The organism is Salinicola acroporae, from assembly GCF_003206615.1.
In the GTDB taxonomy this organism is placed as follows: Bacteria; Pseudomonadota; Gammaproteobacteria; order Pseudomonadales; family Halomonadaceae; genus Salinicola; species Salinicola acroporae.
Map to the genome: position 1 here is coordinate 606,048 of NZ_PZJW01000006.1, position 22,404 is coordinate 628,451.

The 22,404-nt window shown below is 64.4% G+C and carries 15 protein-coding genes; 5 read left to right on the forward strand and 10 right to left on the reverse strand.

Annotated elements, in window-relative coordinates; translation table 11 throughout:
• Positions 1–2 precede the first annotated feature (2 nt).
• Both DOM54_RS12175 and DOM54_RS12180 read right to left on the reverse strand, forming a co-directional pair.
• Entirely contained in the window at positions 3–1,352 is a 1,350-nt protein-coding gene (locus tag DOM54_RS12175) for a Na(+)-translocating NADH-quinone reductase subunit A (RefSeq protein ID WP_110716549.1), read from the reverse strand.
• Between the two features lie 322 nt (positions 1,353–1,674).
• Positions 1,675–3,126 (reverse strand): glyceraldehyde-3-phosphate dehydrogenase, encoded by a 1,452-nt coding sequence (locus tag DOM54_RS12180; protein ID WP_110716550.1) that lies wholly within the window; start codon positions 3,124–3,126, stop codon positions 1,675–1,677.
• A gap of 311 nt (positions 3,127–3,437) precedes the next feature.
• Here DOM54_RS12180 and mfd point away from each other — a divergent pair, with 311 nt between their 5' ends.
• Positions 3,438–6,887 (forward strand): transcription-repair coupling factor, encoded by a 3,450-nt coding sequence (gene mfd / locus DOM54_RS12185; RefSeq protein WP_110716551.1) that lies wholly within the window; start codon positions 3,438–3,440, stop codon positions 6,885–6,887.
• A gap of 296 nt (positions 6,888–7,183) precedes the next feature.
• Here mfd and DOM54_RS12190 read toward each other — a convergent pair whose 3' ends face one another.
• Positions 7,184–8,317: a metallophosphoesterase gene (locus DOM54_RS12190; RefSeq protein WP_206019079.1), complete on the reverse strand. Its 1,134-nt coding sequence runs from the start codon at positions 8,315–8,317 to the stop codon at positions 7,184–7,186.
• A 221-nt stretch (positions 8,318–8,538) separates the two neighbouring features.
• On the opposite strand from DOM54_RS12190, the gene DOM54_RS12195 reads away from it, so the two are divergent.
• Entirely contained in the window at positions 8,539–10,194 is a 1,656-nt protein-coding gene (locus tag DOM54_RS12195; protein ID WP_110716553.1) for an FMN-binding glutamate synthase family protein, read from the forward strand.
• A 25-nt stretch (positions 10,195–10,219) separates the two neighbouring features.
• On the opposite strand, the gene DOM54_RS12200 is transcribed toward DOM54_RS12195, so the two are convergent.
• A complete protein-coding gene (locus tag DOM54_RS12200; RefSeq protein ID WP_206019080.1) occupies positions 10,220–11,209 on the reverse strand; it encodes a cation diffusion facilitator family transporter in 990 nt (329 codons plus the stop codon).
• 134 nt (positions 11,210–11,343) lie between these two features.
• Between DOM54_RS12200 and DOM54_RS20030 the strand changes: the two genes are divergently transcribed.
• Entirely contained in the window at positions 11,344–11,505 is a 162-nt protein-coding gene (locus DOM54_RS20030) for a hypothetical protein (protein WP_162619845.1), read from the forward strand.
• A gap of 11 nt (positions 11,506–11,516) precedes the next feature.
• Here the strand turns inward: DOM54_RS20030 and DOM54_RS12205 are convergent, their stop codons facing one another.
• From DOM54_RS12205 to topA, 4 genes are all read right to left on the reverse strand, one after another.
• Positions 11,517–12,302, reverse strand: a complete 786-nt coding sequence (locus DOM54_RS12205) for an aldolase (protein ID WP_110716554.1) — start codon at positions 12,300–12,302, stop codon at positions 11,517–11,519.
• Between the two features lie 136 nt (positions 12,303–12,438).
• On the reverse strand, positions 12,439–12,681 hold the full coding sequence (locus DOM54_RS12210) for a hypothetical protein (protein WP_110716555.1): 243 nt from the start codon (positions 12,679–12,681) through the stop codon (positions 12,439–12,441).
• Positions 12,682–12,805: 124 nt separating this feature from the next.
• Positions 12,806–13,264: a DUF6586 family protein gene (locus DOM54_RS12215; RefSeq protein WP_110716556.1), complete on the reverse strand. Its 459-nt coding sequence runs from the start codon at positions 13,262–13,264 to the stop codon at positions 12,806–12,808.
• Entirely contained in the window at positions 13,261–15,882 is a 2,622-nt protein-coding gene (topA, locus tag DOM54_RS12220; protein WP_110716557.1) for a type I DNA topoisomerase, read from the reverse strand. The genes DOM54_RS12215 and topA overlap by 4 nt, the downstream gene beginning before the upstream one ends.
• A gap of 552 nt (positions 15,883–16,434) precedes the next feature.
• On the opposite strand from topA, the gene pyk reads away from it, so the two are divergent.
• Entirely contained in the window at positions 16,435–17,898 is a 1,464-nt protein-coding gene (gene pyk, locus DOM54_RS12225; protein WP_110716558.1) for a pyruvate kinase, read from the forward strand.
• Between the two features lie 92 nt (positions 17,899–17,990).
• Here the strand turns inward: pyk and oadA are convergent, their stop codons facing one another.
• The gene (oadA, locus tag DOM54_RS12230; protein ID WP_110716559.1) at positions 17,991–19,808 is read right to left on the reverse strand and encodes a sodium-extruding oxaloacetate decarboxylase subunit alpha; all 1,818 of its coding nucleotides are present in this window, start codon (positions 19,806–19,808) and stop codon (positions 17,991–17,993) included.
• A gap of 55 nt (positions 19,809–19,863) precedes the next feature.
• A complete protein-coding gene (locus tag DOM54_RS12235) occupies positions 19,864–21,279 on the reverse strand; it encodes an acetyl-CoA carboxylase biotin carboxylase subunit (protein WP_110716560.1) in 1,416 nt (471 codons plus the stop codon).
• Between the two features lie 137 nt (positions 21,280–21,416).
• Here DOM54_RS12235 and DOM54_RS12240 point away from each other — a divergent pair, with 137 nt between their 5' ends.
• A complete protein-coding gene (locus DOM54_RS12240; RefSeq protein ID WP_110716561.1) occupies positions 21,417–22,403 on the forward strand; it encodes a LysR family transcriptional regulator in 987 nt (328 codons plus the stop codon).
• The last annotated feature ends 1 nt before the right edge of the window (position 22,404 follow it).

A 22,404-nucleotide genomic window follows, 5' to 3' on the forward strand; every position in this document is an offset into this window, starting at 1 on the left:
CGTCAGGCCTCTTTCTCGATCATGGTCAGGTTGTCGCGCAGGATGGGACCATACTCGTACTTGCCGGGGCACACATAGGTGCACAGCGAGAGGTCTTCCTCGTCCAGTTCCAGGCAGCCGAGCTGCATGGCCGATTCGATGTCGCCAACGATCAGCGAGCGAAGCAACTGGGTCGGCATGATGTCCAACGGCATCACTTTCTCATAGGCGCCGATCGGCACCATGGCGCGCTCGGAGCCGTTGGTCGAGGTATTGGGCGCATAGTTGGGCAATCCCAGGAACTGGGAGACATAGATCCCCATCACCGAATGGCGATTGCGGCCGGGCGACAGCCAGCCCATGAAGGCGCGCTTGTTGCCCTCTTCCAGCAGCGAGAACTGGCGATGGAAACGTCCCAGGAACTGACGGCTTCCCTCGCACTGCGTGCCACCGAAGATCGATCCCGAGATCACCCGAGTCCCCTCCGGCTGCTCGATCTCGCCCTCGAGCAACTCCTCGCTGCTCGCGCCCAACCGCGTCCGGACCAGGCGGGGATTCTTGGCCCGCGGGCCGCCGATGGCCACCACGCGGGTCGGATCGAGGTCGCCCTCGACGAACAGCTTGCCGATGGCGATCACGTCTTGGTAGTCGAGATGCCACACCTGGCGTTGCAGTCCCACCGGCGAGAGATAATGAATATGCGTCCCCACCAGACCGGCGGGATGTAACCCGCCGAAGCCTTGGGCGTCGACGCCTTCGAGATCATCTCCCGGCAAGGGGGTATCGCCACGGCGACACACGAATAGCTTTCCGGGGGTCAGATGCCGAATCACCTCCAGCCCCTGGCGGAAGGCATCGCTGTCGGCATCGATGATCACCCGAGGATCTGCAGCCAGCGGATGGGTGTCGATGGCCGTCACGAAAATATCCGCCGGCACCGCATCGAGCGCCGGGACCCGGGAGAACGGCCGCGTGCGCAATGCTGTCCACAGGCCGGACGCGACCAGTTGATCGACCACCTGCCGGCGTGAGAGCGACGCCAATCCGTCCACCCCATACGCCGTGAACGTTTCGCTCTGTTCTTCTTCATCAAGCTTGATGACGACCGACAACAGGCGACGCTTCTCACCCCGATTGATGGCAACCACTTCGCCGGCACCGGGCGCGGTGTAGCGCACCCCCGGCACCTTCTTGTCGGTGAACAACACCTGGCCCCGCTTCACGCGATCGCCCTCACGGACCTCCATGGTCGGCTTCATGCCGACATAGTCGGACCCGAGCAGCGCGACGTGACGCACGCCGCGCCCCTCGTCGAGACGCTGCTCCGGCGCCCCCGCGACGGGGAGATCCAGGCCTCGTTTGACTTCGATCATAGTCTCGCCCAGTTGTCGAATCTGATATTCGTAAGGAAAGAGCCGACTGACGTCAGGCAGCTTGATTATCCACCGGCAGCGTCGCAGGCGGGAAAGATGACGTCACGGAATTCGATGCTTTGCTTACCAGAAATGAAAGTGGCTTCCGCGGACCGTTGCCTAGGGACCGCACCTAAAAAACGGGCACCAGTATAATGATGCGGGCCTCGGAAGACTACTCGCCGGCATGCCGACCCGGCCGTCGCACCACGAAAAAGTCCCGGCAGGACCGGGACTTTGGACAGCGAAAGCCAATATCTTAGACCAAAGTCGAATCAGCGACTCAGGGCGTGGCAGGCAGGTAACGGTGACAGACTCGCGACATGTACTGAAGAATTCGCACCACCTGACAGCTGTAACCGAATTCATTGTCGTACCAGACGTAGAGCACCGCCTGTCGATCGTTGGCGATGGTGGCCTTGGCATCCAGCACCCCGGCGTGACGGTTGCCGACGAAGTCCGATGACACCACTTCCGGCGAGTCGACATAATCGATCTGCTTGTGCATCGGCGAGTGCAGCGCCATCTGGCGCAGGTACTCGTTGAGCGCCTCGCGGTCGGTCGCCTTGCCCAGGGAGAGGTTCAGGATCGCCATCGAGACATTGGGCGTCGGCACCCGGATCGCATTACCGGTCAACTTGCCCGAGAGCGCCGGCAGCGCCTTGGCCACCGCCTTGGCCGCGCCCGTCTCCGTCAGCACCATGTTGAGCGGTGCGCTGCGACCCCGGCGGTCCCCCTTGTGATAGTTGTCGATCAGGTTCTGGTCGTTGGTATAGGAGTGAACGGTCTCGACATGGCCGTGGACGATGCCGAACTCGTCGTCGATCGCCTTCAGCACCGGAACGATGGCGTTGGTGGTGCAGGAAGCCGCCGAGACGATGCGATCGTCGTCGCCAATGGTCTGGTGGTTGATGCCATGGACAATGTTCTTGAGATCGCCCTTGCCCGGCGCCGTCAGCAGAACCTTGGAGACGCCCCGGGACTCCAGGTGCTGGGCCAGCCCCTCACGGTCACGCCACTTGCCGGTATTGTCGACCACGATGGCATTGTCGATGCCGTGGGCGGTGTAGTCGATCTCGGCCGGAGAGTCGGCGTAGATGATACGGATGTAATGGCCATTGGCGATCAGCGCATGATTGTCGTAGTCGACATCGATCGACCCGGAGAAGGGGCCGTGCACGGAGTCGCGACGCAGCAGGCTGGCCCGTTTCTCGAGATCGTCGCCGCTGCCGCGCACGACGATGGCGCGCAGGCGAAGCAGATTGCCGCCCCCCGCCTTCTCGATCATGATCCGGGCAAGAATGCGCCCGATCCGCCCGAAACCGTAGAGCACCACGTCCTGGGGCTCTCCCCCCATGCCGCTGCTATCATGACAGCCCACGATATCGGCCAGTTCGCGCTTGAGAAACGCCACGACGTCGCTCTCGCCGGCATTCTTGAACGCCACCCCGAGACGGCCGATATCGATGTGCGCCGGCCCCAGCTCGAGCTCGGTCATCGCCCGCACCATCGGCAGCGTATCAGCGACCGACAGTTCAGTACCCTCGACCTTGCGGACGTAGCGATGGTTCTTGAGAATTCGCGTGACGGAGCGATTGATCAGCGAGCGGCCGAACAGCGACGGAATCACGTTGTACTGGCGATAGAGCTTGCCCAGCAGGGGAATCATCTCCTCGGCGCGAGCTTCGTTGTCCTGCCACTGCTGGAAGACGGTATCGAGCTGATCCTGACTCACAAGCTTGTCTCTCTCTGGTCGAATTGGCGGTCGAACAGGCTCGTCGAGCCGGTCGTTCCATCGGATGGTGGGTGTCGCTCGAGCCAGGGCCCAGCCTTGCTGGACGATATCGAGTCGACTCAAAAACCCCATTATTATCTTCACCCTACGAAACAGGCCGCAATCATTGCGTGGTCGCAACTGTTGTAGTTTCACTACAAAGGTCGTAGCCGTCAGCGCCCCCACCAGAGACAAGAAATACGACTTGGCGCCCCCGGCCACGCCACGGCCTGCTATCATCCCTCAACGCAAATTCGTCGCTCGAAAGGCCCATGTCGCACTTCACACCGCTCGCCCCGCCGCTGCCGACCGGCAAGCGCGAAACCACCTATTGCCAACTGCCCCAGGGAAGCGCGATCGCGCTCGCCCTGGCACGGGTCGCCGATGATGCGCCGCTGCTGGTCGTCACCCCCGACACCGCCAGCGCGCAGCGTCTCGAGAGCGACCTGCGCTTCTACGCCTCGGTCCCGGTCATGCCGTTCCCCGACTGGGAAACGCTGCCCTACGACAGCTTCTCACCGCACCAGGACATCGTCTCCGCGCGTCTGCGCACGCTGCGCGAGCTCCAGGAGGGCACGCAAGGGATCGTGCTGGTCTCGGTCAATACGCTGATGCAGCGGCTGCCGCCGCGCGACTACGTGGCAGGCCGCGTGTTGACGTTGGCGACCGGAGAGCGGCTCGACCGGGAAAGCTTCCGCGAGCGCCTCTCCCGTGCCGGCTACCGGGCCGTGGAGACGGTCTACGAACCTGGCGAATATGCCATGCGCGGCTCGCTGATCGACCTGTTCCCGATGGGCGTCGAGGCGCCGCTGCGCATCGATCTGTTCGACGATGAAATCGATACCCTGCGCCGCTTCGACCCCGACACCCAACGCACCCAGGACAAAATCGAGCGTATCGATCTGCTGCCGGCGCACGAATACTCGCTGTCGCGCTCGGCTATCGCCTGTTTCCGCGAGGGTTTCGAGACGCTGTTCGATGTCGATCCGCGCCAATGCCCGCTCTACGTCGATGCGATCAAGGGCATTCCCTCGCCGGGACTCGAACAGTACCTGCCGCTGTTCTTCGAGGAGACGGCCACCCTTTTCGAGCATCTCGCGGACCAGACCCGGGTTGCGCTGCTACCCGACGTCTTCGACGCCGCCGAGCACCATTGGCGCTCGATCGAGGGTCGCTTCGACAACCTCGGCGTCGACCCCACTCGTCCACTGCTGCCGCCGGCAAAAGCCTTCGTGCCCGCCGCCGAAGTCTTCGCGGCGATCAAGCAGCACCCGCGACTCGAGTTCGTGACCGACCCGGAAGCGCCTCACGTCGCCTCCAGCGCGACCCAGTCGCCGCCAGCGGTCGCGATCAATGCCCGGACCCAGCGCCCGCTGGCAACGCTGGAAACTTTCCTCGACTCGCATCGCGACCTGCGCGTCCTGTTCGTCGCCGAGTCCCGCGGCCGACGCGAGGCGCTGGACGAAGCCCTGGCCCCGTTGCACCGCGACATTCCGCACATCGAGAACTGGCAAGATTTCCTCGGTACCAGCCAGCCCCTGGCGATCACTGAAGGCGCATTGGGCGAGGGGCTGTGGCTGGGCGACCCCGCCATCGCGATCATCACCGAGACCGAGCTTTACGGCGAAGTCGTGCGTCAGACCCGGCGCCGAGCCAAGGCCACCGACGACAACGAGCTGGCCGTTCGCCATCTCTCCGAGCTGCGCCCGGGATCGCCGGTGGTCCATCAGCACCATGGCGTCGGCCGCTACCAGGGGCTGGAGATGCTCACCGCGGGTGGCCAGGCGGCGGAATTCCTGGCCCTGGAGTACGCCGGCGGTGCCAAGCTCTACGTGCCGGTCGACAATCTGCAGTTGATCTCCCGCTACGCCGGCGCCAGCGACGAGCTCGCCCCGTTGCACAAGCTGGGCTCGGACAGCTGGGACAAGGCCAAGCGCAAGGCGGCAGAAAAGGTTCGCGACACCGCCGCCGAGCTGCTCGACATCTACGCCCGGCGGGAAGCCAGAGAGGGATTCGCCAGCGACGCGCCCGGCGACGAATACCTGCGGTTCGCGGCCAGCTTCCCGTTCGAGGAGACGCCCGACCAGCATGCCGCCATCGAGGCGGTGATCGGTGACATGACCGCCCCGCGCCCGATGGATCGCGTCGTCTGCGGCGACGTCGGCTTCGGCAAGACCGAAGTCGCCATGCGCGCCGCTTTCCTGGCCGTCAATTCGGGCCGCCAGGTGGTGGTACTGGTACCGACCACCCTGCTCGCCCAGCAGCACTACGACAACTTCCGCGATCGCTTTGCCGATACCGCGGTACAGATCGAGATGCTCTCGCGCTTCACCGGCGGCAAGGGGGAAAGCGACGCCCTGGAGCGTATCGGCGGGGGTCGTGCCGATATCGTCATCGGCACCCACAAACTGCTCTCCCGGTCGGTCAAGTTCTCCAACCTGGGCCTGATGATCATCGACGAGGAGCACCGTTTCGGGGTCGCGCAGAAGGAGCGCCTCAAGCAGATGCGCGCCGAAGTGGACATTCTCACCCTGACGGCCACGCCCATCCCGCGCACGCTCAACATGGCCATGAACGGGATACGGGACCTGTCGATCATCGCCACGCCGCCAGCGCGACGCCTCTCGGTCAAGACCTTCGTGCAGCAGCGCAACGAGCCGGTGGTCAAGGAAGCGATCCTGCGAGAAGTGCTACGCGGCGGCCAGGTCTATTTCCTCCACAACGAAGTCAAGACGATCGAATCCAGTGCCGAGAAGATTCGTGAACTGGTACCCGAGGCGCGGGTCGGCGTGGCCCACGGCCAACTCCCGGAGCGGGCGCTGGAGCGGGTCATGTCGGATTTCTACCACAAGCGCTTCAACGTGCTGGTCTGCTCGACCATCATCGAGACCGGCATCGACGTACCCAGCGCCAACACCATCATCATCGAGCGGGCCGACAAGTTCGGACTGGCCCAGCTGCACCAGTTGCGCGGCCGCGTCGGGCGAAGCCACCACCAGGCCTACGCCTACCTGCTGACGCCACCGCCCAAGGCGATGACCAAGGACGCGATCAAGCGGCTCGAGGCCATCACTCAGAGCGACGACCTCGGGGCCGGCTTCACCCTCGCCAGCCACGACATGGAGATCCGCGGCGCCGGCGAGCTGCTCGGCGACGAGCAGAGCGGCCAGATGGAAACCGTCGGCTACAGCCTCTACATGCAGATGCTGGATCGCGCGGTCAAGGCCATTCGGGCCGGCAAGACGCCCAACATCGAAGCGCCGCTAGACGACGGCACCGAAATCAGCCTCAACCTGCCGGCATTGATTCCCGAGGACTACCTGCCGGACATTCAGCAGCGTCTGATCATGTACAAACGGATCAGCAGCGCGGCCGACGAAGCGGCACTCAAGGAACTCCAGGTGGAGATGATCGACCGCTTCGGACTGCTGCCGGCGCCGCTCAAGACGCTGTTCCGGCAGACCGGGCTGCGTCAGCGGGCGGAGCGCCTGGGGATCGCCAAGCTGGAAGCCGGGGCCGAGCGCGGACGCGTGATCTTCGGCCCGGATCCGCGGGTCGACCCTATGACGCTGGTCGAGATGATCCAGCGCCATCCCGCCGAGTACAAGCTCGACGGTGCCGATACCCTGCGCTTCCACGGCGACATGGAGAAGGAGGAGGATCGCTTTCAGCGCGTCGACCAGTTGCTGGAGACGTTCAACCGCAAGGCAAAGGCGGCTTGAGCTGGCGGGGAGCGGCGCTCAGGCGGTCCCCGCCGGCGGCAGCGCGGCTCCCCCGATCGCCGTGCCGACGATGGTCAGGATCATTAGGAACAGCAAGCCCGAGCGGCCGGCCAGATGAGAGTCCGCATAGGCCTTCGTCAGCCGAGAGGAGTACGCCGCTTAGCCGATCAGCAACAGAAAGCAGACCGCTACGACGACATCGAGAATCCAGCGCGCCGTCGAATCGAACATGGCCCCGGCCTTTGCCGTTGTAGTCGGATTCAGCCTAGCCGCCCGTCACCGGAATGCGAGGCGGTTCAGCCCGCTTCCGGCCCGCAGGTCAATCGAATCCGAGTGATCTCCGACGACGCACCAAACCGCATCGGCGGCCCCCAGTAGCCAGTACCCCGACTGGTGTAGACCCACATCCGCCCCTGCTTCCCCAGCCCGGCCAGGAACCGGTTGGCCCGGCGCGCCAGCAAGCTCCAGGGCCACATCTGGCCGCCATGGGTGTGCCCGGAGAGCTGGAGATCGAATCCAGCCTCCGCCGCCTCGGGCGCGGAGTTCGGCTGGTGGGCAAGCAGCAGTCTGGTGGCTCCCTCCGGGATCCCCTTCGCAGCGGCCACAGGATCGCTACGATGCGCCGCGACGTAATAGCCGCCCGTCAGATCGGTGATGCCGGCCACCGCCAGCACGCTCCCGTCGTGCTCAAGGCATTCGAATTCATTGACCAGCACTCGCAGGCCCAGGCGGCGAAGCGCCACCACCCACGCTTCGGCTTCACTGTAATATTCGTGATTGCCGGTGACGCAGAAGGTGCCGTACCGGGAGCTCAGATCGGCCAGCGGCGCGACCTCCCCCTCCAGCTCGGTGACACGGCCATCGGTCAGATCCCCGGTGATCGCGACCATGTCCGGCGCCAGGGCATTGCAGCGCTCGACGATACGCCGGAGATGGCCTCGCTTGATCGTCGGACCGACGTGGAGATCGCTCAGTTGCAGGATGACGAACCCGGCCAGCGCCGGGGGGAGCCCGGCCACGGCAACGGACACCTCGACGACGCGCGGGACCCGCCGCGCCTGCCAGACGGCGTAAGCCGACAGCAGCAGGGTTGCCGCCAGCACGACCCAGGCAGTGAGGGAGATCACGCTGCTCGACGGCGCAGCGACAAGCCACCACCCCGCCAGCAGCACGTCACGAGCGAGAGTGAGCTGGAGCAGGAACGAGAAGATGCCGGTCATCAAGGCGACAGGCCATGCCAGCCAACGTCCGTTGAGCCAGGTCACCCTGATCACCTGGGGTATCGCCAGCGCGCTGCAGAGCAGGTAGCCGGCCACGATGATACTGACCCAGGTGTCCGCCGACAGCCCCGGCAGCAGGCGCCAGCCGACGTAACCGTGAAGAACCAGCAGGATCAGTCGCAGACGCAGGAACGATCGATGATGTCGCAAGTGCGGCATTCCTTGCATTGAGTGCGAAAAACTCCGACGTATCGGAATTCGAAAGGTCGACGAGTCACAGCAGCCCCATCGACTCAGGGGTGCTAGCGTCCGAAACGGTGTCTCAAAATAGCGTCGAGTGGCGTTGGCCGCAACGCTGGGCGTTGCGCTATTCTTGACCGCGGCGACGCCCAGTGTCGCCGTTACTTCACCTGCCCGGAGCCGATGTCCGCATGAGCCAAGCCACTGGCCTTTCGCGTCTGCCACTACGCAACGCCGCCTTCATTGCCAGCCTATGCCTGCTGGCCGTTTCCCTGCTCGGCCTCACCTCATCCTCCCACTGGTGGTGGGGCGTCGCGATCTTCGGCGGGCTGTCATGGCTCGGGTTGCACGACACTCGCCAGAAGCGTCGCACCATCAGCCGCAACTATCCGATCCTGGCCCACTGCCGCTATATCCTCGAATCGATCGGCCCCGAGATCCGGCAGTATTTCATCCAGTCCGATCTCGATGAGCGCCCGTTCTCCCGTGAACAGCGCGCCGTGGTCTATCAGCGGGCCAAGAACGAAAGCGACAAGAAACCTTTCGGCTCCCTGATCGACATGTACGCCCCCGGTCACGAGTGGATCAACCACTCGCTGCGCCCAACCCACATCGAGGACTGCGACTTCCGGGTCCAGGTCGGCGGCAGCCTCTGCAGGCGGCCCTATGCCGCCAGTGTATTCAACGTCTCGGCGATGAGTTTCGGCTCGCTCTCCGGCAACGCCATCGAAGCGCTCAACGCCGGTGCCCGCAAGGGCGGTTTCTATCATGATACCGGCGAGGGCTCCATCTCCCGCTACCATCGGATTCACGGCGGGGATCTGGTCTGGGAGATCGGTTCCGGCTACTTCGGTTGCCGCCACGACGACGGCAGCTTCAACGAGGAACGGTTCGCCGCCAACGCGTGCGACGAGCAGGTCAAGATGATCGAAATCAAGCTGTCCCAGGGCGCCAAGCCAGGCCACGGCGGCATCCTGCCGGCGGCCAAGGTCACCGCCGAGATCGCCGAGGCTCGCGAGGTGCCCGTGGGCGAGGACGTGGTTTCGCCGGCCGGCCACAGCGCCTTCTCGACGCCGCTGGAACTGATGGCGTTCATCGGCCGGCTGCGCGAACTCTCCGGCGGCAAACCGGTCGGTTTCAAGCTCGCCATCGGCCATCCCTGGGAGTGGTTCGCGATGGTCAAGGCGATGCGGGAGACCGGTCAGCGCCCCGATTTCATCGTCGTCGATGGCGGCGAGGGTGGCACCGGCGCGGCGCCGCTCGAGTTCATCAATCGTCTCGGCGTACCGCTGACCGAAGCCCTGATGCTGGTCCACAACAGCCTGGTCGGCGCTGGCCTGCGCGAAGAGATAAAGGTCGGTGCCGCCGGCAAGATCACCTCGGGGTTCGATATCGCCCGGACCCTGGCACTGGGTGCCGACTGGTGCAACGCGGCGCGCGGCTTCATGTTCTCGCTGGGCTGTATCCAGGCGCTCAACTGCCACTCCGACAAGTGCCCCAGCGGCGTGGCGACCCAGGACCCGAGACGCAGCCGCCATCTGGACGTCGCCGACAAATCCGAGCGGGTCTACAACTTTCACCGCAACACGCTCAAGGGGCTGGCCGAGATGCTGGCCGCGGCCGGGCTGCAGCACCCCGCGGAACTGGGCCCGGAGCATATCATCCGGCGCGTCTCCGCCGACGAGATCCAGTCTTACGACAAGCTGTTCACCTTCCTGAAGCCGGACGAGCTGCTAGACGGTAACAGCCGACACGTCGTCTTCCAGAACTACTGGGAGGAAGCGCGCTCGGACTCCTTCCTGCCCCCCGCCCAGATCGCCGAACTGCGGCTGACCAAACTGCGCTGAAACCTCAAACCCGACGGGCGGCTGGCTACTGGCTGCCGTCCCGTTCGGCACCGCCTTCACGCCCTATCGCTTCCGTCTCCACAGGATCGAACCCCGCGCTGGGTGCGGCCCAGCGCCGGTCACCGGTGAACAGCGTCTCGACCAGCACCGGTGTCGATATCCGGCGCACGCCGGCATCGAGCGTCGCCCGCCACCGATCCGCCTCGGCGATCGAGAGCGGATGTCCTTGTTCGAGCACGACGTGCACGGTGACGTACAGCAGCCGGCCCGGCCGTACCATCCGGATGTAGATGGCCTCGGTGGGAAGCGGTGCCAGCGCCGACGTCAGTGCGGCCCGGACAGGTTCGGCGATGGCAGGCTGTGGCGAACGGTTCAGCAGCTCCAGGATCGCGCGCCTGGCAACGCGGATGGGAACCCCCAGGCAGAGCAGCACAACAGCGATCACCAACCACGAGTCGACATAGGGCACGATGGCGTGCCAGCCAAGGGCCTGGGCCACGGGGATCAGGCAGAAGGCCAACAGCACCGCAGCCGAGATCAGCGCATTGACCCGCCAGTTTTCGATGTCGGCCTCGAGCAAGGGGCTGCTGACATGCCGGCTGATGCGTTTCAGCGCGAATGCCGTCGCTACGCACGACGCGGTCGCCACGCCCGCATAGACGATCGAGATACCGGCCGCGATCGCATTGCCACCGGTCAGCAACGCCGTGACGGCATTGAACAGGGCCAGTGCCGAGACACCCAGCATGAGCAGGCCCTTGCAGGCGTTGACCATCGACTCGAAGTAGCCGTAACCGAACGGATAGGTTTCGTCATCGGGGGAGAGGGCCAGACGCCCTACCCGTAACGTGAAAAGACCGACCACGGCATAGATCGCGTTGAACAGGCCATCGAGCAGAATCGCCTGGGAGCCTGACAGCGCGGAGATAATCAGCGCCATGATTCCAATGAACGCGGCCACGGCCATGGAAAGGCGAAGTGCACCGCTCTCGGAGACTGGCTGGCCTGTCGCCATTGCACCCCCTCCCCCCGAATACGCTCTCGATATCATTGAGTCACCAGGCCACCGGACGACGCAGCGTCCTTCACGATCTGTATAATGCGCCGTCAACGAAACGCCACACTATCGACTCAGGAGCCGCCAGCTCGATGGCCAACTACGCTTGGGTAATCTCCATGCTCGCGATGACCGTCGCGTTCCCCACTTTCTTCCTCTTCAGCGCCACACGACGCCGCAGCCTGCTGGTGATCGCGCTGGTCTCCGTGGTGACCGCCATCGTCACGGCGCTGATCGCAGGGCTGACCCAGTAGTATCGGGCGCGTCACTCGGCATAATCAGGCGCCGAACGCGCCAGCCGTCGGCGCACGCTCAACAGATGCAGCCTGGCGCTCTCCGGATCCTCTGCACGCATCTGAGCTGCGGTCCGGGCGGCGACCTCCGGCGGCACCGGCAGCACTTCCCTGCCGGATGCCATCGCCTTGAGCTGTACCTCTGCGGCGCGCTCCAGGAAGTAGAGATCGTCCCAGGCCTCGGCAATCGTCGGCGCGGTCACGATCACGCCGTGATGACGCAGAAAGGCCACATCGGCGTCCCCCATGGCGGCCGCGATCCGATCCCCTTCCGCAACATCCAGCGCCAGGCCGTTATAGCACTCGTCGACACAGGTCCGGCCATGAAACTTCAGTGCGGTCTGCCCCGCCCACAACAGCGGTTCTCCCGCGATCATGGTCAGCGCGGTGGCGTTGGGCATGTGCGTGTGAAAAGCGGCCCGAGCGCCGGGCTTGTGCCGGTGCAGCCGCGCGTGGATGTAGAACGCGGTCGCCTCGGGCACGCCATCACCGGCCAGGACCCGGCCGTGGAAATCGCAAATGAGCAGACTCGAGGCGGTAATCTCCTCGAAAGCCCAGCCATAGGGATTGACCAGAAACAGATCGTCCCGCCCGGGCACCAGCGCCGAGAAATGATTGCAGATACCTTCCCCCATCCCCAGCGCCGCCGCAATCCGGAAACAGGCCGCGAGATCTCTCCGCGCTTCCCGAATCGCCTCGCTGTCGAGCGTCTCGGTCACGCCGCCGACCGACGCGGCAGCCGTTAACTGCTGAGCCATTGCCTGGACTCCTATGATGATTGCCGGACGGCAGGGAAATCGAGATCGCCCGGGTGAAGGCCGAGAACGACGGGAAAGTCGCCGGAACCTACTGGCAGCGGCCTGGTCGGGCGCTGCGCAACCCTGGGAAGTGGCACTAGTGCACGGTGGCAGGCGCTTCCTCCGCGGCGTCTTCTTCGTCGCCCTCCCAGAGATGGGTGCGGGTGATCGCATGGTCGAGCATTTCGCGCGCCACATCGAAGCGGCTGCGGCGCAGCAGTTCGACCGCTTCCTCGGAAAAACGGATCGAGACCAGCGGCTCGCCCGCTGCCTCCGCTGGACGCAGCACCACCTCGCCATCGGCGAGTTCGACGATTTCCAGAATCGCGGTATCGGACACGGCTAACCTCTCTTGTCGTGGCGGTGACGACACAAGTCAAAGATGAGACCAATAAAAAACGACCAGAGCCTGGGCCCCGGTCGTTGATGTCTTCATCCAGCCTAACATGGCCAACCGGCGCCAGTCACCATTCGCGACTGCCTTCGCGCAGCTCCGAGAGCAGCGTCTTGAATTCGCCCACGCACCAGCGCAGGGCGTCTCCCAGCGCGGGTTCGCCGCCACTAGCGATCAATCCGGTACGCGTGTCGCGACGGGCCGCGCCGTCGTCACCGTGGAGTGCCGCCAGGCGTGACAGCAGCAGCGAGAGCCAGCTATCGGGGTCACCGGCCAGCGCCCGCAGGCGCTCCAGTTCGGCGACGCTGGCCGAGGTCGCCCCCAGCCAGGCGCGCCAGCCATCATGAGCCAGGTCGGTATGCTCGGTGACCTCACGCAGCAGCGCATTCAGCGCCAGCTCCAGTTGACCCAGCGCGCCCTCCTCCAGCGCCATGCGACGCGCCATCGCCTGTTCGTCGTCGCCCGGCTCGATCGCCAGCAGCAGCTCGGCCTGATAGAGCAGCTGGTTGGTGCGGGCCGGCGACGTCATTTGCGCTTGTCCTCCACCTGCCAGCGCCCATCTTCATAGACCGCGCGCCAGCCGGTCGCCTTGCCGTCTTCGTCGGTCATCACAAACTGGCTCTTGGCCTTGCGCGAGAAGCGGATCTGCGCGGGCCGGCCATCCGGATCCTCGCTCGGCGCCTCGAGCAGGAAGTGATACTTCTCCGGCAGGGCGTCGGCATGCGCCTTGAGTTCCTTGACCAGCGGCGGGCGTGTCTCCCGGTTCTTGGGAAACTGGCTGGCCGCCAGGAACAGGCCGCTGGCGCCGTCACGCAGCACGTAGTGGTCGTCGACCTTCTGGCAAGGCAGCTCCGGCATCGGGATCGGATCCATCTTGGGAGGCGCGACCTCGCCGCTTCTCAACAGCTTGCGGGTATTGCCGCAAGCCTCGTTGGTGCAGGCGAAGTACTTGCCGAAACGCCCGCTCTTGAGCTGCATCTCGGAACCGCACTTGTCGCACTCGATCACCGGACCGTCGTAACCCTTGATCCGGAAGCGCCCCTGTTCGATCTCGTAGTAACCATCGTCGTCGTTGCTGATGTAGAGCTTGCGCCCCTCGTCGATGAGATAGCTGTCCATCGCCGTACCGGTGTTCGGATTGCGCCGCTTGGCACGCAGGGCCTCCGTCTCGGCGGCCTCGTCGGCCTCGGCCGGCACCGCCTCCTCTCCCGGGATCAGGTCAATGGTGGTCTTGCAGCGCTCCTTCGGTGGCAGGTTGTAGCCGGAGCACCCCAGGAACACGCCAGTCGATGCAATCCGAATCTGCATCGGCCGGCCGCAGGTCGGACAGGCGATATCGGTCTCGACCGGCTCGTTGGGCCGCATGCCCTCCTCGCCCTCGGCACGCTCCAACTTGCGCTTGAAATCGGCATAGAAAGCATCGAGAAGCCGCTGCCACTGCTCGTGCCCCTCGGCAACCTCGTCGAGACGGTCTTCCATCCGCGCCGTGAATCCGTAGTCCAGCAGGTCGTTGAACGACTCCACCAGGCGATCGGTGACGATCTCGCCCAGCTTCTCGGCGTAGAAACGCCGGTTGTCGAGCTTGGCGTAGCCCCTGTCCTGTATGGTCGAGATGATCGCCGCGTAGGTCGAAGGGCGTCCGATCCCGCGCTTCTCGAGCTCCTTGACCAGGCTGGCCTCGGTGTAGCGCGCGGGGGGCTTGGTGAAGTGCTGCTGCGGGTCGATCCGATCGACCGCGAGACTTGCGCCCTCGCCGATATCCGGCAGCTGGGTCTGCTCGTCCTTCTTGGCGATCGGCTTCATCACCCGGGTATAGCCGTCGAACTTGAGCACGCGACCACGGGCCTTGAGCTCGAAGCCCGAGGTCTCGATCGTGAGGGTGGTGGCGAGATACTCCGCCGGCACCATCTGGCAGGCCACGAACTGACGCCAGATCAACTCGTAGAGCCGCTGGGCGTCACGCTCGACGGGCAGGTCGTCGGCCCGCTGGCTGACATTGGAGGGACGAATCGCTTCGTGTGCCTCCTGGGCATTCTGCTTGCTCGAGTAGCGATTCGGCGCATCCGGCAGGTAACGCTCGCCGAACTCCGATTGAATGTAGTCGCGCACCCCGGTGACCGCATCCTGGGACAGGTTGGTCGAGTCGGTACGCATATAGGTGATGTAGCCGCCCTCGTAGAGCCGCTGGGCCAGCGTCATGGTCTTCTTGACCGAGAATCCAAGACGCCCGCTCGCGGCCTGCTGCAGCGTCGAGGTGATGAACGGCGCATTGGGCTTGGAACTGGTCGGACGCGTTTCGCGACTGGTGACTTCCAGGGCGTCCTGACGCAGCGGGGCGATGCGCTCCAGGGTCTCCTGCTCGGAAGTCGGCCGGAATGCCTCACCATTCTGACGCACGACCTCGAAGCGTACCGGCTCGCCATCGGCGGTAACGGTATCCGCGTGTACGTCCCAGAACTCTTCCGGCACGAAGGCCCGGATATCGCGTTCCCGATCGACGATCAAGCGCACCGCCACCGACTGGACGCGCCCCGCCGACAGCCCTCGAGCGACCTTGCTCCAGAGCAGCGGGGAGATCATGAAGCCGACCACGCGATCCAGGAAACGCCGGCTCTGCTGCGCCTCGACCCGGGCGATATTGAGGGTGCCGGGCTGTTTGAAAGCTTCCTGGATGGCGTTCTTGGTGATCTCGTTGAAGACTACCCGCTTGTAGCGGGAGTCGTCGCCACCAATGGTCTCTTTCAAATGCCAGGCGATCGCTTCTCCCTCGCGATCCAGATCGGTCGCGAGATAAATAGTGTCGCTCTTGTCGGCGAGCTTCTTGAGCTCGTCGACCACCTTCTCCTTGCCCGGCAGGATCTCGTAGTTGGCCCGCCAGCCGTGTTCGGGATCGATCCCCATGCGGCGGATCAACTGATCCCACTGCTTTTGCTTCTTGTAGCTCGCCTTCTCGTCCGGCGACATCTTGCGCGTGATCGCCGCCTGCTTGGCGCGCTCCTTGGGATCGCTGGCCTGCTTGGAGGAACCACTGGTCGGCAGATCACGAATATGCCCGACGCTCGATTTCACCACGAAATCGTTGCCGAGATACTTGTTGATGGTCTTGGCCTTGGCCGGTGACTCGACGATAACCAGTGACTTGCCCATAGCGCTCCTGCTTCTTTATATCGTGCGGCGATTTGATATCGTGCGGCGACCGATGACGTGCTCGACGGCCGCCTGGCTACCAGGGCCGGCCGGAAAATCCGCCTACCCTACCCTAGCCTTTCCCGAGGCGCCAGCCGTAGCTCGACTTTGAGCAGCAACGACAGCACCATGTCAATGGCCTTTCATCATGGGGCTGACGGGATGAATTCCAAGCGGCGAATACGGATTGCCCATGCGTTCTCTACCCTTCCTTTCATGTCCGGCCCTCGCCGGCACGCGACACTCGGGCAGAGTTCGTCATCACCCTGTCGCGCGGCCGTGATGCGATGCCAGTGGCTGTCGTCGGAACGCGCGCCATCTCGTGACGGCGCGACGTTTGTCGATAGTGTGGCCCTGTCGACGGTGGACCTGTCTATGATGAAATAGCTCATCAATGGGCTCCGGACAGGATGGCCCGCTTGTTGTAAAATAACCACATGCCATCGCCGCGTTTCGATTCCCCGATTTCCCGGCGCGGCGAGACGATTTCACTCAGTTGCCAGGAGAATTTCCATGCAGCACGCGTTTCACGGCCCGATTCGCCGCACCAAGATCGTCGCCACCCTGGGACCCGCCACGGATCGCGAGGGAGTATTGGATGCGATCATCGAAGCCGGGGTCGACGTCGTTCGCTTGAACTTCTCCCACGGCAATCCCGAGGATCACCGGCGCCGCCTCAAGGCCGTGCGCGAGGCGGCGGATCGTCACGGCCGCGCCGTGGCGGCACTCGGCGACCTGCAGGGCCCCAAGATCCGGATCGCCCGTTTTGCCGCCGAGGGCGGCGTAAAGCTGGAGAAGGGACAAGCCTTCATACTCGACGTCTCGCTGGACCGCAACGCCGGCGACAGCGAACGCGTCGGTTGCGACTACGAGGAGCTGGCGGACGACGTCGAGGCGGGCGACAAGCTGCTGCTCGACGACGGCCGACTGGTACTCGAGGTCGAGCGCATCGACGGTCCCCGGATCCACACCAAGGTCGTTGTTGGCGGCAAGCTGACCAACAACAAGGGTATCAACAAGCAAGGTGGCGGCCTGTCCGCGGCAGCCCTGACCGACAAGGACAAGGAAGACCTCAAGACGGCGATCGACATCGGCGTCGATTACCTTGCGGTCTCGTTCCCGCGCAGCGGCGCCGACATGCAGTACGCCCGCGAGCTGCTCGGCGAGGCCGGCCAGGAGATCGGTCTGGTCGCGAAAATCGAACGCGCCGAGGCGGTCGCCGACCCGGAAACCCTGGACGACATCATCCGTGCCTCGGAAGCCGTCATGGTTGCCCGCGGCGACCTTGGCGTCGAGATTGGCGACGCCCAGCTGATCGGGGTCCAGAAACGGATCATCGCGCGTGCCCGGACCCTCAACAAGGTGGTGATCACCGCCACCCAGATGATGGAATCGATGATCGAGTCGCCGCTGCCGACCCGGGCCGAGGTCTTCGACGTCGCCAACGCAGTGCTCGATGGCACGGACGCGGTCATGCTGTCGGCGGAGACCGCCGCCGGCGACTATCCGGTGGAAACCATTCGCGCCATGAATCGGCTCTGCCTGGGCGCGGAGCGGGAACGTGCCGCACAGCAGTCCCAGCACCGCATCCACGAGGGTTTCACTCGCATCGACGAAACCCTGGCGCTGTCCGCCATGTACGCCGCCAACCATCTCTCCGGCGTGGTGGCAATCGCCTGTTTGACCGCCTCAGGCTACACGCCGCTGATCGCTTCGCGCATCCGCTCCGGACTCCCGATCGTGGCGCTGGCCGAGACGCCCATGGTACAGCGTCGCATGGCCCTGTACCGGGGCGTGGTGTCACTGGTCTTCGACAGCTCGCGCTTCCCGTTGACCGAGATCAATGCCGGCGCGATCAAGGAGCTGGTCGACCGCGGGCTCGCCGACAAGGGCGATCACGTGATTCTGACCCGGGGCGACCACATGAACGCCCATGGCGGCACCAACACCATGAAGATCATCCAGGTCGAGGAATAGGCCGCGCGTCAGCCGGCACACGACCGATCCACGTGAAAGAACGCGGAGCCTGGGCTCCGCGTTTTTCGTCATGCCGTCAGTGACCGGGACCGCTACTCGATTTCGACCAGGACCTCGCCGGGCGTCACCCGGTCCCCCTTGGCCACGTGGACGGCCTTGACCGTACCACCGATTCTCGCCTGGACCTCGGTCTCCATCTTCATCGCCTCGGTGATCAACACAGCCTGCCCTTCCTTGACGCTATCGCCCTCGGCGACCAGCACGTCGACGATATTCCCCGGCATCGACGTGGTGACGTGTCCCGGAGAGCTGGCCTTGGCTCGTCCACCGCTCTTGCCTTCCTGGACGAACTCGTCCTTGGCCTCGAACACGACTTCCTCAGGCATGCCGTCCAGCGTCAGATAGACCCGGCGCTTGCGGCCACTGCCGCTGCCGACACCGGTGATCTGCACCTCGTATGACTCGCCGTGGACGTCGATCACGAACTCGGTCGGCACGCCCTCGGACACCGGCCGACCGCCGCCTGAAGCCTCGGCCGCCGGAATCGGTTCGGCCACCAGGGTGCCGTCGCGCCGCCCCTGCAGGTACTCCCGACCGAGGTCGGGGAACATGGCGAAGGTCAGCACGTCCTCCTCGCTGTTGGCGAGATCGCCGATCTCCTGCTCGAGCTTGGCCATCTCGGGCTTGATGTGGTCGGCGGGCCGGCCATCGTCGACCGACTCGTTGCCGATCGCCTTGCGACGAACCTCCGCATTCACTTCCGCGGGCGGCTGGCCGTAGCCGCCCAGCAGGTACCGCTTCACTTCGTTGGTGATCGACTTGTAACGCTCGCCGGTCAGCACGTTCATGGCGGCCTGGGTACCGACGATCTGCGAGGTCGGCGTCACCAGCGGCGGATAGCCAAGATCGGCACGGACCTTGGGGATCTCGTCGAATACGTCCTGGATCCGGCCCAGGGCATTCTGCTCTTTCATCTGATTGGCGAGATTCGACATCATCCCGCCTGGCACCTGCCAGATCTGCACGCTGACGTCCTCGCGGGTGTACTCGCTTTCGAAAGCCGCGTATTTCTTGCGGACCTCGCGGAAGTAGTCGCCGATCTCCTTCAACGCCACTAGGTCCAGGCCGGTGTCGTAGGGCGTGTCCTGGAACGCTGCCACCATCGCCTCGGTCGACGGATGACTGGTACCTCCGGCAAAGGCGGAGATGCAGGTATCGATATGTCGACACCCCGCCTCGACCGCCTTCATCTGACTCAGGGACGCGAGCCCGGATGTCGCGTGCGCGTGGAGATGGACCGGAACGTCTACCGCCTCGACCAGCGCCTCCACCAGCTCGCCGGTCGCGTACGGCGTCAGCAGACCCGCCATATCCTTGATCACGATGGAGTCGGCTCCCATGTCGACGAGTCGCTTGGCCTGCTCGACGTACATCTCACGGGTATGAACCGGGCTGACGGTGTAGCAGATCGTCCCCTGGGCGTGCTTGCCGCTGGCCTTGACCGCTTTCATGGCGGTCTCGAGATTGCGCAGGTCGTTCAACGCATCGAAGACCCGGAAGATGTCGATCCCGTTGTCGGCCGAACGCGCGACGAAGCGCTCGACGACATCGTCCGCGTAGTGACGATAGCCGAGCAGGTTCTGACCCCGCAGCAGCATCTGCAGCGGCGTGTCGGGGAGCGCCTCGCGGAGCGACTGCAGGCGTTCCCAAGGGTCCTCCTTCAGAAATCGTACGCAGGCGTCGAAAGTGGCACCACCCCACACCTCCAGGGAGTGGAACCCGATCGCGTCGAGCTTGGCGCAGATCGGCAGCATGTCCTCGGTGCGCATGCGCGTGGCAAGCAGCGATTGATGCCCGTCTCGCAGAACGACATCGCTGATCTTGACGGATGACGGCTCGGCTTGGTTCATTCTTGTCTCCTGATTCTGGTCCCGATCGATTCGTCGTGTTCCAAGTGGGTCCCGCTCAGAGCCCGGCGTGGGCCGCGATGGCAGCCGATATCGCCAGGGCGATCTCCTCCGGATTGCGCTTGACGGAGTAGTTGAGCAGTTCCGGATGCGCGGGGACGAACCCGGTATCGAACTGGGCAGCGCGGAACGCGGGATGGCGGAGGATTTCCTGATAGTAAGGCGCCGTGGTCTTCACCCCTTGAAGGCGCATGTCGTTCAGCGCCCTGATGCCCCGGTTGAGCGTCTCCTCCCAGGTCATTCCCCAGACGATCAGCTTGAGGCACATCGAGTCGAAGTACGGCGGGATGGTGTAGCCGGTATAGATCGCGGTATCGGTGCGGACACCGGGGCCACCGGGTGCGTAGTAGCGCGTGATGCGGCCGAAGCTGGGCAGGAAGTCGTTCTTGGGATCCTCGGCGTTGATCCGGAACTGGATCGCGTAGCCCTGGTGGCGAATGTCCTCCTGGCGGTAGGCCAGCCTCTCCCCCGCGGCGATGCGCAACTGCTCGCGAACGATGTCGACCCCGGTGATTGCCTCGGTAATGGTGTGCTCGACCTGAACCCGGGTATTCATCTCCATGAAGTAGACTTCGTTGTCCTTGACCAGGAACTCCACGGTACCGGCGTTCTCGTAGTTCACCGCGCTGGCGGCGCGGACCGCCATCTTGCCGACGTAGCTGCGTTGTTCCGGGGTCAACTGGGGGCTGGGGGCGATCTCGATCAGCTTCTGGTTGCGGCGCTGGATCGAGCAGTCGCGCTCGAACAGATGGATGACGCCGCCATGACCGTCCGCCAGCACCTGGACTTCGATGTGCAGCGGATCGACGACGCACTTCTCCATGAACACCTCGGCGCTACCGAACGCCTTGGTCGCCTCGGAGATCACCCGATCCCACGCCTGGGTCAGTTGATCGGGCGTGTCGCAGCGACGAATGCCTCGCCCGCCGCCACCGGACGTCGCCTTGAGCATGACCGGATATCCGATCTCCTCCGCTACCGTCAGTGCTTCCTCGCGGTTGGCGAGATTGCCCTCGGATCCCGGGGTGATGGGCACGCCGGCTTCCCGCATGGCCGCTCGTGCCGCCGTCTTGTCGCCCATCTTGGCGATGACCTCGGCACTCGGCCCGACGAAAGCGATACCGGCCTCGCTGCAGATCCTAGCGAACTCGGCACTTTCGGACAGAAATCCGTAGCCGGGATGGATGGCGTCGCAGCCGGTTTCCCGGGCCAGATTGACGACTCGCCTCGGGTCCAGATAACCCGCCAGCGGCTCCTCTCCGACGAAATGCGCCTCGTCGGCCCCTTTGACGTGCAGCGAGAAACGGTCAGGCTCGGTATAGATCGCGACCGAACGGATGCCCATCTCGGCACAGGCCCGTACAATACGCACGGCGATCTCGCCACGGTTGGCAATCAGCAGCTTCTTGAACACCGTAAGCTCTCCCGGTAGGCGGATGAACGTTGGTTACCGTTTACCCTACGCTAGCCACCCGGGACCCAATAGAAAAATTGATATTTTTTTGCCAACCTATAAGCTCTACCTTATACCTGACCGCGAGAGCGTAACGAATGTCGAGACCCAACCTGCTCAATCGCCTGACATTTCGTCAGCTCCAGGTCTTTCAGGCCGTCCACCGGCAACAGTCCTACTCACGCGCGGCGGAGCAGCTGGGCCTGACGCAGCCCGCCGTCAGCGCCCAGATCCGGCAGCTCGAGCAGGCCCTGGCCCAGCCACTGTTCAAGTATGCCGGCAAGACGCTTCACATCCTGCCGGCCGCCGATGCCCTGGCAGCTTCGGTGCAGTCGATCTTCGGCCAGGTCTCCAGCCTCCAGATGGAGCTGTCGGAACTGGCCGGCACCATACGCGGCGAACTCAACCTGGCCGCCGTCTCGACCGCGCAATACGTGGTGCCGCACATTCTGGCCCGCTTTCGCGCCCGCTATCCGGAGGTCCAGATTCGGTTGCGCGTCTGCAACCGGGGGCAGGCACTCGAGCGGTTGGCGGAAAGGCGAGATGATCTCGTGATCATGGGCATGGTGCCGGACGACCCCAATCTGGTCTTCATGCCCATTCTGGACAACGAATTGATTCCCGTGGTGTGGCCGGGCCATCCACTGGTGACCGCCGAGAGAGCCACCCTCGAGGATTTCGCGAGGCACTACCTGCTGATGAGGGAGCCGGGGTCTGGAGCCCGAACGGCCTTCGAGGATTTCGCGGCACGGGAACGCATTTCACTCCCCCACACCATCGAACTCGGCACCAACGAGGCCATCAAGCAGGGGGTCATGGCGCATCTTGGAGTCGCCGTGCTACCGAGACTGGCGGTGCAACTGGAGCTCGCGTCGGGCTTGCTGGCGAGCCCGGCGATACCGGGCTTCCCGCTGCGGCGCTCGTGGTGCACGGTCTACCCCAAGGATCGCTACCCGACACCGGTGACGGAACTCTTTCTACGTTTCGTGCGCGAACTGCTGCCGGAGCTGAACGCCCATTTCCGGGCCCCCATGACGCCAATCGAGACGCCGACCTTACTCTGCCTTCCCGCCGACGATGGCTAGA